At 41.0% G+C, this 13,770-nt stretch carries 10 protein-coding genes; 4 read left to right on the top strand and 6 right to left on the bottom strand.

Going from position 1 to position 13,770, the window contains the following annotated elements; translation table 11 throughout:
• Positions 1-229: 229 nt before the first annotated feature.
• Complete coding sequence (locus tag ABJN95_RS04350; RefSeq protein WP_348368775.1) at positions 230-1,915, bottom strand: helix-turn-helix domain-containing protein; 1,686 nt, start codon at positions 1,913-1,915, stop codon at positions 230-232.
• A gap of 303 nt (positions 1,916-2,218) precedes the next feature.
• Here ABJN95_RS04350 and ABJN95_RS04345 point away from each other — a divergent pair, with 303 nt between their 5' ends.
• Together ABJN95_RS04345 and ABJN95_RS04340 are read left to right on the top strand one after the other, a co-directional pair.
• Positions 2,219-3,109 carry a RimK family alpha-L-glutamate ligase gene (locus tag ABJN95_RS04345; protein ID WP_348368774.1) on the top strand — a complete coding sequence of 297 codons (891 nt, stop codon included), beginning with the start codon at positions 2,219-2,221 and terminating at the stop codon, positions 3,107-3,109.
• On the top strand, positions 3,075-4,055 hold the full coding sequence (locus ABJN95_RS04340) for a succinylglutamate desuccinylase/aspartoacylase family protein (RefSeq protein ID WP_348368773.1): 981 nt from the start codon (positions 3,075-3,077) through the stop codon (positions 4,053-4,055). Before ABJN95_RS04345 ends, ABJN95_RS04340 begins: the two co-directional genes overlap by 35 nt.
• Positions 4,056-4,351: 296 nt before the next feature.
• Here the strand turns inward: ABJN95_RS04340 and ABJN95_RS04335 are convergent, their stop codons facing one another.
• The 4 genes from ABJN95_RS04335 to ABJN95_RS04320 all read right to left on the bottom strand — a co-directional run bounded on the left by ABJN95_RS04335 (position 4,352) and on the right by ABJN95_RS04320 (position 9,203).
• Positions 4,352-4,777: a hypothetical protein gene (locus ABJN95_RS04335; protein WP_348368772.1), complete on the bottom strand. Its 426-nt coding sequence runs from the start codon at positions 4,775-4,777 to the stop codon at positions 4,352-4,354.
• Positions 4,778-4,856: 79 nt separating this feature from the next.
• Complete coding sequence (locus ABJN95_RS04330) at positions 4,857-5,819, bottom strand: ThuA domain-containing protein (protein WP_348368771.1); 963 nt, start codon at positions 5,817-5,819, stop codon at positions 4,857-4,859.
• 50 nt (positions 5,820-5,869) lie between these two features.
• A complete protein-coding gene (locus ABJN95_RS04325; protein WP_348368770.1) occupies positions 5,870-6,355 on the bottom strand; it encodes a GyrI-like domain-containing protein in 486 nt (161 codons plus the stop codon).
• A 1-nt stretch (position 6,356) separates the two neighbouring features.
• The gene (locus ABJN95_RS04320; RefSeq protein ID WP_348368892.1) at positions 6,357-9,203 is read right to left on the bottom strand and encodes a glycosyl hydrolase; all 2,847 of its coding nucleotides are present in this window, start codon (positions 9,201-9,203) and stop codon (positions 6,357-6,359) included.
• A 208-nt stretch (positions 9,204-9,411) separates the two neighbouring features.
• On the opposite strand from ABJN95_RS04320, the gene ABJN95_RS04315 reads away from it, so the two are divergent.
• Both ABJN95_RS04315 and ABJN95_RS04310 read left to right on the top strand, forming a co-directional pair.
• Positions 9,412-9,735 (top strand): hypothetical protein, encoded by a 324-nt coding sequence (locus ABJN95_RS04315; RefSeq protein WP_348368769.1) that lies wholly within the window; start codon positions 9,412-9,414, stop codon positions 9,733-9,735.
• A 124-nt stretch (positions 9,736-9,859) separates the two neighbouring features.
• Positions 9,860-10,432: a peptidylprolyl isomerase gene (locus tag ABJN95_RS04310; protein ID WP_348368768.1), complete on the top strand. Its 573-nt coding sequence runs from the start codon at positions 9,860-9,862 to the stop codon at positions 10,430-10,432.
• Between the two features lie 111 nt (positions 10,433-10,543).
• Here the strand turns inward: ABJN95_RS04310 and ABJN95_RS04305 are convergent, their stop codons facing one another.
• Entirely contained in the window at positions 10,544-13,705 is a 3,162-nt protein-coding gene (locus ABJN95_RS04305) for a glycosyl hydrolase (RefSeq protein ID WP_348368767.1), read from the bottom strand.
• Positions 13,706-13,770: the final 65 nt, after the last annotated feature.

The raw sequence follows: 13,770 nt of genomic DNA, 5'->3' as shown, positions 1-13,770 counted from the left end.
ATACATACAAAACCGCTCTTAGTAGCGTATTATGAATACGTTTTTAACAAAGTCGAAAGTCGTAGTTGGTTTACCCTAGGGCAAAAAATTTCTCCCTTGCTGACGATTAGAGGATGCTACCCCTTGTAGTTCGACGAAAGTAAAATGCAATCTTTGGGGCTATAAGAACACCAGCTACAGAATACTTTTCCATTAGCCGATCTTTTCGCCTTGTCAATCAGAGAAGAAATCAAGAGACCAATCGACGCTTCTCGCGATATTGAGATGGCGTAAGGCCTGTATGTTTTTTAAAGGAAGAATAGAAAGCCGATTTAGAGTTGAAACCCGCCTCAAGGCCAATGGCGACGTTTGTATAGCTCGCAAAATCCGAATTTAAGAGCATGTACTCTGCATCTCGAATTCGATATGAATTGATAAAGTCGGAGAAGTTATTTTTACTTAATTTGTTTACCAATTGTGATAGATATGGGCCACTAATATTTAGTTGCTCAGCAATCATAGTGAGACTTAATTCTGGGTTTTGATAAATCTTTTCGTTTTCTAGTAAAAGGCATAACTGTTTGTAGTAGGCATTGTCATCAGTTATTACCGCAGCCGATTTCTTTGACAACAACGCTAGTTTTGTAGCCGTCAACTTTGCAATAAGTTGAAAAAGGAAAAGATGACGTTCTTGAAAAAATCCTTTTACGGAATGTTCAGAATCTAACACGCCAAAAATTTTGTCTTCATAAATAATAGGCACGGCCAATTCTGATTTGCGGGGCCGGTCGTCTTCAATGTAGCGCGGGTCTTTGGAAAGGTCTTTAACTAGTACTGACTTTCTGGTTTGGGCGACTGTGCCCACGATTCCCTTTCCAATCGGAATTTCAATAGGACTAAGTATTTTACGCTCTCCTAGATTTTTGTTACCGTAGGCCGCTTTTTGAATCAGTGTATTGCTTTCTGAATCTAAGGTATAGACAACGCAATCTTCTAAGTTCAATTTAGAGATACAGTTACCCACAACGTCCCATAAAATGTCTTTGGTATTGTTTTTATCAAATAGCGAGGTGGCGAAATACCCCAGAATAGCTGTGGTTTCAAATTGACTTCCCTCGATAGCCTCTAATTCATAAGCCGTGAAGACTGAGCCCAAACCCTTTAGGCCAAACTCATGTGAAAGCTTGCCTAATGATGCTCTTGCGATATTTTTAGTTTTATTGACTTTCCGTAAATGCTCGGTTCCTAAGAAACAAAAGCAATAATAAAAGCTAATGAACAATAACCATAATGGGTAATAAGCTTCGTGTCCCATGGCGTTTTCTTCAATTCGCAGATAAAGAATCGTGCCTACCCAAAGCAAACATAAAACTACCAGAACGGCATAAATGCTTTTGAGCCATATGGTCTTCTTCATCACTATTTGATAAGGTAGGTTTCCAAAACTTCTTTCATAAACATGAATAGTCCTATAATTCCATATACCTAGTACCAATGAAAAACTAACCGCAAGATTCTCGTCTAGTTCATTGCCTATATAAGTGACTATCTGTTTTGATAGCACAACATAGTCTAGCAGCATATTTACCTTGAAAAAGGTATATAGCAGAAAAAAAATCACAAAAGGAAGTAACAGAATTAAACGATATTTTTTAAAAACACCCATTCGTCCCAAATAAGAAAATGTAAAGGCGGTAAACAAGACAGGACTTAAAAATTGAAATGGAATATAGAGTAGCAATAACCAGGGATGGTTATTTGTTAATCCTATGTCAATTAGAATTACTTGAATGATAACCAAGTTGGCCAAAATAGTAAACCACCTTAAATACACCATGGTTCGATTGTATTCAAACCAAACCAGTTTAAAAATTGAAATTAATATTACAAAGGTGGAGGAAGCCAGGATCAAAATATTAAAAAAATTCCAGCTCATGCGATATCACTATTTAGGCTATTTCCTGCTATCAAAATTAAACCTGATGGCATTTGAACTATTGGTCATATGTAACAAAGTATACAAGAAACGTAACGACTTTTTGTAATTTAACACTGAATATAAAACATTGATAATTAGAGTTTTATGTATTATAAGCAAGAATTGATGTATGCTTCCACTTATTTCTTGTATAATCGGGGAGAACAGTGCCTAGTGTCAATTTTTTTATGAAGCATTGTTGTTATCCCATTTTTTGACCGATATTTAGATACGATTTCAACAGCCAAGCAAACACTAGCCATGAATATTGGACTTTTATCGGTCAGCATGAACGTCTATTCTACCAAAAGAATAGCCGAAGAAGCCGATAAACTAGGGCATTATATTGAGCGGGTAGACCACACCAAGTGCTCTGTGAAGTTGGGTAAGGGGAAACCTCAAATTTTTCTAGGAGACGAGGAGATTACCAATGAATTTGACGCGATTATTCCAAGAATCGGTGCCAAGGTTTCAAGGCACGGAGCGGCCATCGTAAAACAGTTTGAGATGAATGGTGTTTTTAGTACTGCGCGTTCGTTGAGTATTATAAGGGCTCGAAATAAAGTACGTACCCTTCAGATTATGGCCCGTAAGGGAATTCCGATTCCTGAGACACTATTCTCTATCAACCCTGACAATATAAAAGAGCAAATTAAGCTACTTGGGGGAGCTCCCGTTATCATCAAACTTCAGGAAGGAACTCAGGGTTTAGGAGTAATTTTGGCGGAGACCAAGAAATCGGCGAAATCTATCATCGATACGTTCTATAAAATGGATACCAGTATTCTTATTCAGAAATATATTGAGGAAAGCAACGGAGAGGATATCCGTATTTTCGTTGTTGGCAATAAGATAGTTGCAAGCATGAAGCGTACCAGTGAGGTAGGCGAGTTTCGCTCGAATGTACATCGCGGAGGTGCCACTGAGAAGGTAAAGCTATCGGCCAAAGAAAAGTTTATGGCACTCAACGCTGCAAAACATATCGGTCTTGGCGTTGCAGGCGTGGATTTGATTCGATCAAAAAAGGGACCTTTGTTAATTGAGGTAAATGCTTCTCCTGGTTTGCAAGGAATAGAAGCGGCGACAGGAGTCAATATTGCTAAAGAAATCATATTATATGTTGAGCGAAATGGACGTCGTAGAAGAAAATAAAGACATTATAATCGGGGGGCAAACCGTTTCTCCAGGAGAAGAGAAACTTGTTAAGATAAGTATTGATCGCCTGCCTACCGGAACGCTCATAGATATTCCTGTATACGTCTTTAATGCGAAGCAACCCGGCCCGACGATTCTTGTGCAGGCGGGGTTACATGGTGATGAAATCAATGGTATAGAGATTGTACGCCGTATGTTGGCTGAAAAACGCTTTAAGGTCAAAAAGGGGGCGGTAATCGCGGTGCCTATTCTAAATATTTTTGGTTTTATACACTTTTCGAGAGATGTACCCGATGGCAAAGATGTAAATCGAAGTTTTCCGGGTACCAAGAAAGGCTCTATGGCCAGCCGTATCGCTTATCACTATGTAAGTGAGATCATGCATCAAATTGATTATGGTATTGATTTACATACGGGAGGTGGCCAAAGAAATAACTTCCCTCAAATACGATATACGGCTGAAGATTCGCAAAGTGGGAGGTTGGCCGAAATCTTTAATGCACCCATGTCCTTTGCCTCGAAATTGATTAAAGGCTCTTTTCGAAATGCGGCTTATCGAATGCAAAAGCCTACCGTTGTATTTGAAGCTGGTGAAAGTATGCGCTTTGATGACTTCGCTATTACCGAGGGTATGCAAGGCATTCTGAATGTGCTAAAACACCTCGGAATGACTTCCGATAATACCTCAACGTCTGTGGATACACGCAAAACAATTCATTTGAATGGCAGAAGATGGTTGAGAGCTCCAACCGCTGGGATGTTTATTCCAGAGGTAGTCAATGGAGGTGAAATTAAAAAAGGTCAGGAAATGGGCATGATAACCGATACTTATGCAAAACACACCAAACGGATTAAGGCGCCTTTTGATGGCTATGTGATTTGCATCAATCATCAAGCCGTTGTTAATCAAGGTGAAGCCCTTTTTCATGTTGGAATGCCATGAAATGTACCTAAATACCTAAGTTCTGACCAAATAAAATCCGATAAACTGCACACGGTATTTAACCCATAACAAACCGTTTAGTTTGTAATAGTGTATTTGGTCGACCAAGTATTCGCATTTCAGTGTTTCAACGAGAAGTTTTGGCTTGAATTCGAGAAAGGCTGATCTTTTAAGGACCATTTTGCACACAAAACCGACCGGCTGGTCGAAAGAAGTATTTCGTCGAATTGGGTATGCTAAAAACAAGTTGATTACCTTTTCTCAGTAAAATAGTAGGGTTTTACAAAGAACTTGGGTTAGACCAAGGTTGATTCTTGCTTGATTCTCTCAAGACTCCATGCTATGGCTTCTTCTAAATCAGTAAATTTTCTAATAGAGTTTCGAAAAAACAGTCTTTCTAGAAATAGGCTTACTACATTTCCTTTTGTATACCCAACCACCGAATAGAAATGAAGTTGATGTCTGTTTTTATAAAATTTAACCCAATCAGTAGGAACCACATAGTAGCTATTGATGCGATTGGAGATATACGCTATGGGAGTATCTTCTCCCATAACTTCATGTGCTGCTTTCACCGCTTTTTCAGCCATTTTCCATCCGAAAATCACGCCTTCTTTCATTTCGGAGATTACAAGCCCGTCAAAAAAATAGAAAATACCGAAGTCGTACTCGCGAACCTGTCTGATATTTTTGAAAAAATCAATATTTTTTACACTTTTCATGGTTAAAAAAGAGTGGTTAGTGGGGTGCAAATATATAAATAGTTGATAAAGTCGCTAATTTAAGGGTATTAACCTTGAGTCATTTACGAGAACTAGTAGTGTTTACCTTCGGAAAGTTTTGTGGAATGGGTTGCGTCACTTTGCCAGTAGCCGCCCACTCGGTTCCGCGTAGCATGGTGGTTATAAAGCCAACACATGCTACAGAATAGTCGGCATGTCCCATGATATTGTGGAAAATACGGCCCTTTCCATAGGATAGTGTCATCAAGGCCGGTTCATGACGCCCTGTACCTTTGTTGTTTGGGTCGGCATAGGCCGTGGCCAATATTTCCATCTGCTCTGCCGGGCCGCGTAAGCTATTATACAATTCGTCTTTAGCATGCATCCAAATTTCGGGCATGCCCTTGGTTATGGGGTGTTCAGAATTGCGAACCTGAACTTGATATTCACTTTCTGGCCCGTGAGCTCCTCCTTTTCCAGGAGAGTTATCTCGTATCAATTCTCCTTCGTCGTTATAATATACATAAGGGCCATCTTTTTCGGTTCGGTCACCCCAGCCGCCAAGTCCGATCATTTTATTGTAAGCCTCCCATTTCGGGAAAGAGTTGTCCGCAGCATGAAAGACTACTAAGCCCCCTCCGTTTTCCATGTAGGTTTCAAACGCTTTTTGAGTGGCGTCGGGCCAATCGGCAGCATTCCATCCGAAGTTAGAGATTACGACATCGTATTTGGAGAAATCTGGACTGAAATCAGGGTCGGGGGTAGGTTTTTCGGTAGTAATGGTCGCGGACAAGCCTTCAACCGGAAATTCCGATATGTATGCTTCCCCTTTCCAAGTATAGCCAGAACGCTGAACATCAACTACAAACAATTCGGTTTCCTCAAGATACTCCTTAAGCATGACTGTGATCTTTGGCCAATGCTCATGGTTGTTTTGTCCGTCTACGATTAGCGTTTTGATTTTTGCCCGCTCTTGCGCATGCAACGGATAGAAAACCCCCGAAAAATGAATGATAAATAGAAAAATTAGTAAACGTTTCATAGCGCGAAATTTTTGAATTTAAAAGTAGTGTTTATAGCAGATACTACCAACTAAGCTTTTTTGCGAATGGGAATCCATACTTCTTCCTCCGAATCAAGGCTATTGTTTTTATATTGCTCACCTAAGAGCTCAAAGTGGGGTCTATGATCTAATTCGTAGGCCGAATGAGGGAGCCATTGACTAAAAATATAGTGCATGGTCTTTGGAAATTCACTAGCCGAACCTTTGTGAAGAAAAACCGCGTAAAGCCCAGATTCAATGGTCAAGGAAGAAAAACCGATTGGTATATTAAACAAATTGACTACTTCAACAGCGGCCCATTTGGTGAATTTGGTCTCTGTGGTGAAGTTTTTGAAATAATGCAGATCGTCATATAGTTGTATGGAATATAATTCTGTTCCAATGGCATTTTTAACCAATGCTTTTTCTGTTTTAAAGTCTTTCCATAACTGAGAAGTTTTGTTGTCTGACAAAGACATTCTGACTGATTTGCCTACCAAGGTCTTCTTGGGTAATTCTTCTATTCTTGTTTGCACTTTATTCTATTTCGAATTCAACCTTATCCTTTGTCAAACTTCCTTCAATTTCAATGAAGTAATTCCCCTTCGGCAAATAGGTTTTTCCATTTTTTGCTTCTTTAAGCTCTGTTTTATGCTTTTTTAAATAGGCAGATATGCCCGCTTTACTAAAGGCTAAATCATAAGAGAGTACATTTAATCCTTTGCCCGCATCAATTTGGGTCTTACTTACCACGATGCCATCATCTGTTTTTATTCGAGCAGAAATAGCACTGGGCTTGCCGCAATAGAAAGTCAAATCTAATCCGGGTGTTTGCGGCTTTCGCCAACTGCTAAACGAATTACCCCAACGCGCAGAATGCTTGATATTTTTTAATTTAAAGGCATACAAATCCTTGCTCAATATTTCTGGGGTCAATTGTTGCAATGTTGAAATATCTGCCTTGTAGATACTACGGCCATGGGTGCCCACTAAAAGATGTTTGGCTTCGGGTTGAATTACTAAGTCATGTACTGCTACATTAGGCATTCCGTTTTGAAAGGATTCCCAAGATTGGCCCCCATTAAAGGAAACATAGAGCCCATTATCCGTTCCAACGAATAGCAGGTTTTCATTTTCCGGGTCTTCCAAAATCACATTGACGGCTGAGGTAGGAATGTTCGCTGCTATACTTTTCCAAGTTTTTCCATAGTCTTCGCTGCGGTAGACATATGGGGTAAAATCATCCCATCGATAGCCGTTTAGACAAGCATAGACACGCTGTTTTTTATGTTTAGATGCTGCAACGCGACTCACCCACATATCTTTTGGTAGTGTATTAGATACGCTTGACCAACTACCTCCTCCATTTTGCGAAACTTGAATTAAACCATCATCGCTACCGGTGTAGAGCAAACCAAATTTAAAGGGAGATTCGGATACTGTTGTCAAAGTACCGTAGGCTACATTACCTTTTTTACCACCTTGAGTTAAATCATCAGAGATGGCTTCCCAGTCATCACCCTTATTTAATGAACGATGCAATTTATTTCCCCCCATATACAAGATATCTTGATTGTGGGGAGAAAGTAGAATTGGGGTTTGCCAATTGAAACGATAAGGTGCTTCTCCCAATTCATGCTTGGGCTGAATATACGTACGGGCCTTACTTTCTTTGTTGATTCGGAAGTAATTTCCAAATTGAAATCCGGTATATACTATGTTATGATTTCGGCTATCAATCTGTACCTGCATACCATCACCGCCCATAATCGACTCCCAAGGATTTTGGCCCGTTTGGTGCCAACGAGTATTGGTGGCAGCATTGTGAGGGCCCATCCAAACACCATTATCTTGAAGCCCTCCATACACATGATAGGGCTCCTGGTTATCAACATTGATGGCATAAAATTGCCCGACCGCAGTAGTGTTCAACTTTGTCCAATTTGCTCCGTCATCGTAACTCATGTTGAGTCCGCCATCATTACCATTCAACAAATGACCGGGTCTTTTTGGGTTTACCCATAAGGCTTGGTGATCAGCATGTACATTGTCGCCGTTGATCGACGTATAGGTTTTCCCCCCATCTTCCGATTTTATAATAGGTACACCCTCCAAGTAGATTTTATTCATGTTGGTAGCATCAACACGTATTTCTCCAAAGTAGTAACCGTAGCTGTAATAGAGGTCATCAATGTAGTTTTCATTCCTTTTTTTCCAAGTCTCACCCCCATCAGTACTGCGATAAACTTCTGCGCCAACAACCGGTGTATCGAACAAGGCGGAATTTGCATTCTCCAAGTATTTGGCAAGATCTGTAGGTTGCACCGAACCACTGCGTACCATTTGTTTAACGTTTTCTGCTCTATATTTCTCCTGAAAATTATTATTCTTCAAAAATATGTTGAGCTTTTTGTCTTCCAGTTTTAGAAAGTTAGCGGGAGACATGTTTCTGAAATCGTCTTTTGTCAAGCCTTTAGACTTTTTCTTTTCTCCTGATTTCTCACGTCGGAATTGGCTATCATGCACAGCATAAACAGTATCGTCATCAAAAACCGCCAACCCTATTCGGCCTACGCCCTCACCTGTTGGAAAGCCACTTTTAGGAGTTGAAACTTTGATCCAACTAGCGCCTCCGTCGATGCTTTTGTAAACGCCAGAACCATTACCATTGCCCGTAAAGTTCCATGCCTTGCGCTCTTTTTGCCAAGCAGATGCATACATAATATTGAAATTGGTAGGAGCGTGAGCCACATCAATAATTCCTGTTGCATTATTTATATACAGTGTTTTTTGCCATGTTGTTCCACCATCCGAAGTCTTATAAACACCACGTGTTTCATTGGGGGAATACAAATGCCCGGTTACGCCAACAACTACTTCGTTAGGGTTTTTAGGATTGATAACAATTCGCCCAATATGATGTGAATCGGTCAAACCAACATTTTGCCATGTTTGCCCTTTATCAGTTGATTTTAGCATTCCGATACCTGCATAAGAAGAACGTGAAGCATTGTTCTCGCCTGTACCTACCCAAATTGTTCCGCTCTTCCAATCGACGGCTATATCACCCACATTTTGTGTTTCAGAAGTATCTAGAACCGGAGTAAAAGAGGTGCCATTGTTATTGGTATACCATACCCCTCCAGAGGCATAACCCACGTAAAATTCTATTGGGTTTGCAGCATTGACATCTACATCGACAACACGACCGCTCATAATGGTAGGGCCAATATTTTTTAAGGGAATGTTACGCACCAGTGAACTAGACTGCATTCGTTCTTTCTGTTGAAGGGCGGTTTCAACCTGCTGTGCAGTGGTAGCGGTTATTTGAGCAATACTTAAAGCAGTATAGAAAAACAGTGAAGTGAGTAAAAGATATCGCATAGTTTTCATGTAATTGGTCTTTGGAAAGTTAGTGAAACTTGCTAAGAAACCTTTAGATTAGGGCAATTTATGAAAGACAGCAATTTTATATAATTGCTATTTTTTGGACACTAAAACTCTAGTGTTGACAATTTAAGCGTGTCAAAATTGCTATTCTCCTTAAAATTGTGTTAATTTATTAATACATAATCAACTAAACTATTTTAAAATGGAAGAGTATTTACCGTTAATCATTCAACTAGTTACGGGTGCCGTTGGAGGTAACGTAGCTGGTAAATTGTTAAAAAATTTATCGTTAGGAACTGTTGGAAACACTATAGCCGGCCTGGTAGGTGGTGGTGTTGGAGGTCAGCTTCTTGGAATGTTGGGCTTAGGTGCCGGAGCGGCAACAGGTACCGATATGTCTGGAGCGGCAGAAGCTGCTGGTGGCATGGATATGTCGAGCATTCTCGGTAGTGTCGCAGGAGGCGGTGTAGGTGGTGGCGTCATCATGGCCATAATCGGAGCTGTCAAAAATGCGATGTCAAAATAAATATACTGGCCGATAGGTCGGTGAAAAAAAGTAATAATCAACCCGCCCAGTTTCTCGAAACGGGTGGGTTTTTTAGTGTCGTTTATGCAAGGCATTAAATTTGAGAATTCTTAAATGTGACACCATGAACTATTTCTTATCGATCCTAGCGGTTTTCATTTTTGCAGGATGTAGTGTACAAAAGCCGTATGAAATAGGACAAATTAAAACCCCTAAAGGTGAAATTTTAGTTTGGTTGTATGATGAAACACCTAAACACAAAGCAAGTTTCATGCAATTGGCAAAGGATGGCTATTGGGATTCACTTAGCTTCAATCGCGTTATACCAGGTTTTGTAGCTCAAGGAGGATGTCCAGATACGCCAGAAGGGTTTAAGGATTCCGAATATTTGTTGGAGCCTGAATTCAACGATAGTTTGTTACACGACTATGGTGCGCTTGGAGCGGGTAGGGATAACAACCCCGATAAACGCTCAGCGAGATGCCAGTTTTATATCGTTCAGAACAAAGATGGCGAACACCGTTTAGATGGTGATTATACGGTCTTCGGCAAGGTGATTAAAGGCATGGATATCGTCGACGCCATAGTCGACGTTGCACGAGACTCGATAAATCGGCCACTGACCCCCATTTCCCTTGATGTTAATATCATCTCGATACATAAGAAGGAGTTAATAAAACTTAACAAAACTAAATAAGCTAAAATTTCAAGTTGATAATAGTGATTGGTGCTTTTGGATCCAGCGCGATTGAGATCTCTTTACCATACTTAAGGAAATGATACATGACCCTCATAACTGAATTTTGACTTAAGACTTTATGTTCTCTCCCCCTTGAATTTGCAATTCACTTTTTTTGATTTGACGGTTTAATTTTGGAATAGCAACGTTTATTAATTTTTCAAAATTTTGGTTGGCATTTTCCAAGCGTTTATTGAAAATACTATAGACTTCACGCTGTTGATTGGTTGGTTTAAAATCTGCACCAAAAGCTCCAATATCGCTCGCAAGTGCACTAAGTCTACCATACAGTCGCATAGGTGAACGGAAGGCATCTTCGCGTGCTCCTGTTAGCTGAATATCATATAAGGTGCCGGCAATAGCCTGTGCAGACGTAAAAAGTGCTCTTGCTTTTTTTCTATCTGACACAGTCTTTAACTTCGGAATCACTTCCTGCAATTCACTTTTGATATCCTCAACACTATTTATCATTGTGACCGCGATGTTAATAGCATCACGAAGTTCTAATGAAAAGCTTACTTGCTCCTTGATTTCGGCCATAGAACTTTCAGTAGAAGGGTCTTTTAAAACCTTAAGCTCACGAACGTATTCCTCCTCTCCAATAATCAATTTTACTTTATAACTATCAGGTACTACTTTTGGGCCGAACTGCCCGCGCATAAGATCTAAATCCCACGTCACCAAGGGTCGCCAGCCTTCCCCGTTCAATTGTACCCATGGTCTGCCGGTTGGCGTGGTTTTTAATTTGGGTTTGTAGGTAGGCTCATAGCGGAGGTCCCACATCACACGATGTATTCCCTGAGATTGCTTTCCAGCTAAGGTGCGTACAATTTCATTCGTACCTTTTATGATTTGAATTTCGACTTTTTGATTCGTACTATCATTTAGAAAATAATTGATTTCAGCACCATAGGCAGGATTCTTTCCTGAATTCATACTCGGGCCATCAGTCTTGATGCTTTGCAAATTTTGAAAACGATATGCCGGTCTCAAACTAAAGAGATGTGCTTTTTTACCTTGAGCGTCGAGATCGAACTCCCTGATTGGAGAAATATTATCAAGAATATAGTAGCCCCTGCCATAGGTACCCACTACCAAATCATCAAACCGTTCCTGAATTTCCAGCCAATAGACTGGAGCAGGCGGTAGATTGTTTTTTAAACGCATCCAACTTTCACCATCGTCATAGGAGATGTACATCCCATTATCGACGCCTAAGTAGAGCATCCCTTCCCGTTTTGGATCTTCTTTGATGACATGCGCAAAACTGTGCACCGATTTTGGAATAGTAGTACTAATGCGCTTCCAAGTTTGTCCGTAATCTTCGGTCTTATACACATAAGGGTCAAAATCGCCCATTTGATGCAAGTCGACAGTAATGTAAACAGCACCTTTTTTGTATCTAGAAGATTCAATATTGGCAATAGTTCCCCATTTCGGCAACTTGGGGATATTCAATGTAACGTTTGTCCAGTGTTCACCACCGTCTTTGGTCAGGTGTACTTGACCGTCGTTACTGCCCGTCCAAATAAGACCGGGCTCTAATTCTGATTCTACAATACTGAATAAGGTTGCTCCATCAAAAGTCATTAAATTGTCGATTGCGATACCCCCAGAACTTTGTTGATGCGATTTATCGTTCAAGGTCAAATCATGACTCACCACCTGCCAGCTTTGACCGTCATCGTCACTTTTATGAACGAATTGGCTGCCGACATAAACCCGATGCTGGGTATGAGGAGAAAATGCCATGGGAAAATTCCAATGCCAACGGTATTTCATATCAGCTGGTGCCCACCCATATCCTGCTTCTGGCCAAACCCGAACGTCTCTGGCGTGGCCGGTTTTTGTATTATAACGCTGCAGTCCGCCGTCATAACAACCAGACCAAACGATGTTGTTGTCAAATGGGTCAGGCTGGGCAAAACCGCTTTCGCAACCCCCAACACCTTTCCATAAACCGACCGGTATATAACCTTGGCGACTATTACTTGGACCTTTATACGAATAGCCGTCTTGTCGATTGCCATAGACATTGTACGGAATTTGGTCGTCAACTGAAACATGGTACATCTGTGCAATAGGTAGCACGATTCGGTTAAAAGTTTCCCCATGGTTCAAACTCATACTTGCACAACCATCATGAGCTACCATAATTCGATCAGCATTGCTTGGATCAACCCAGATATCGTGATTGTCTCCTCCGGCTTTGTAGCCCGAGTCTATAGTCTTTCCCCCATCTTTAGAAACACTGAATTTGACACTGGCAAAATAGAGTTCGTCAGGGTCAGAAGTTGAAACGGCCATTCGGGTATAATAGGGTGCACGTTCTGCAATGTCATGATTTCTTGTTTGCAGTGTCCAAGTTTCACCAAAATCTTCAGAGCGATATAAAGCCGGACTGTCAATTTCAAAAAGTGCATAGATGATATCGGGTTCTGAATGTGCAATCGCAACGGCAGTTTTTCCTACCGGATTGTTGGCTCCGCCGGGAAGTCCTTTCTTCGATAGCGCTTCCCAAGTATTCCCTCCGTCCACAGTACGGTAAACCCCACCACCGGCACCTCCACTTCTCAAGCCCCAAGTATTGATATGAATAGACCACATTCCTACTAAAAGACGGTCAGGATTTTTAGGGTCAAGGGCTAGTTCGGCCGCACCCGTATTTTCATCGACAAAGAGTATTTGTTTCCAAGTTTTGCCACCGTCGTTGGTTTTATAAACCCCGCGTTCTTTTTGAGGCCCATAAGTATGCCCCAAAGCTGCCACATAAACAATGTCAGGGTTGGTAGGATGCACTACGATTCGACCGATACGCCCCGTCTTTTCAAGCCCCATGTTTTTCCAAGTCTTTCCTGCGTCTTCTGATTTATAAATTCCATCACCCATGGCGTGCGCAGGTCGAATTACAAATGTTTCGCCTGTGCCTGCCCAAACGATATCGGGTTGGGTAGGTGTTATCGCAATAGCTCCGATCGATGATACATTCTGTTCATCAAAAATAGGCTTCCAATTCAGCCCCCCATCCGCGGTTTTCCATAATCCTCCGGAAGCTGCTCCGATATAATTAATCATTGGATTTCCCGGAACACCCGCAATGGCGATAGCTCGATTGCCTTCAGGACCTATGAAACGGAATTTTAGATTTTCGAATACCGTAGCATCAGACTGGGCGAAAATGACGAACGGAATTAAAAAGAGAAATGTGATACTGCGAAGTTTGGTTGGCATAACGTCTTGGTTGATTATTTGAATAGCTTTTAAATTTACAAAAATGTTCGGCCATATGGCTCTAG

This window comes from Maribacter sp. (assembly GCF_039974175.1).
Lineage (GTDB): Bacteria > Bacteroidota > Bacteroidia > Flavobacteriales > Flavobacteriaceae > Maribacter_C.
This window is presented reverse-complemented; position numbering and strand designations above follow the sequence as displayed.

Bases quoted from the DNA above. Each gene is read 5' to 3' on its own strand.
- ABJN95_RS04350 (WP_348368775.1), bottom strand. From the start codon at position 1,915: ATGAGCTGGAATTTTTTTAATATTTTGATCCTGGCTTCCTCCACCTTT.
- ABJN95_RS04345 (WP_348368774.1), top strand. From the start codon at position 2,219: ATGAATATTGGACTTTTATCGGTCAGCATGAACGTCTATTCTACCAAA.
- ABJN95_RS04330 (WP_348368771.1), bottom strand. From the start codon at position 5,819: ATGAAACGTTTACTAATTTTTCTATTTATCATTCATTTTTCGGGGGTT.
- ABJN95_RS04335 (WP_348368772.1), bottom strand. From the start codon at position 4,777: ATGAAAAGTGTAAAAAATATTGATTTTTTCAAAAATATCAGACAGGTT.
- ABJN95_RS04310 (WP_348368768.1), top strand. From the start codon at position 9,860: ATGAACTATTTCTTATCGATCCTAGCGGTTTTCATTTTTGCAGGATGT.
- ABJN95_RS04305 (WP_348368767.1), bottom strand. From the start codon at position 13,705: ATGCCAACCAAACTTCGCAGTATCACATTTCTCTTTTTAATTCCGTTC.
- ABJN95_RS04340 (WP_348368773.1), top strand. From the start codon at position 3,075: ATGTTGAGCGAAATGGACGTCGTAGAAGAAAATAAAGACATTATAATC.
- ABJN95_RS04320 (WP_348368892.1), bottom strand. From the start codon at position 9,203: ATGCGATATCTTTTACTCACTTCACTGTTTTTCTATACTGCTTTAAGT.
- ABJN95_RS04315 (WP_348368769.1), top strand. From the start codon at position 9,412: ATGGAAGAGTATTTACCGTTAATCATTCAACTAGTTACGGGTGCCGTT.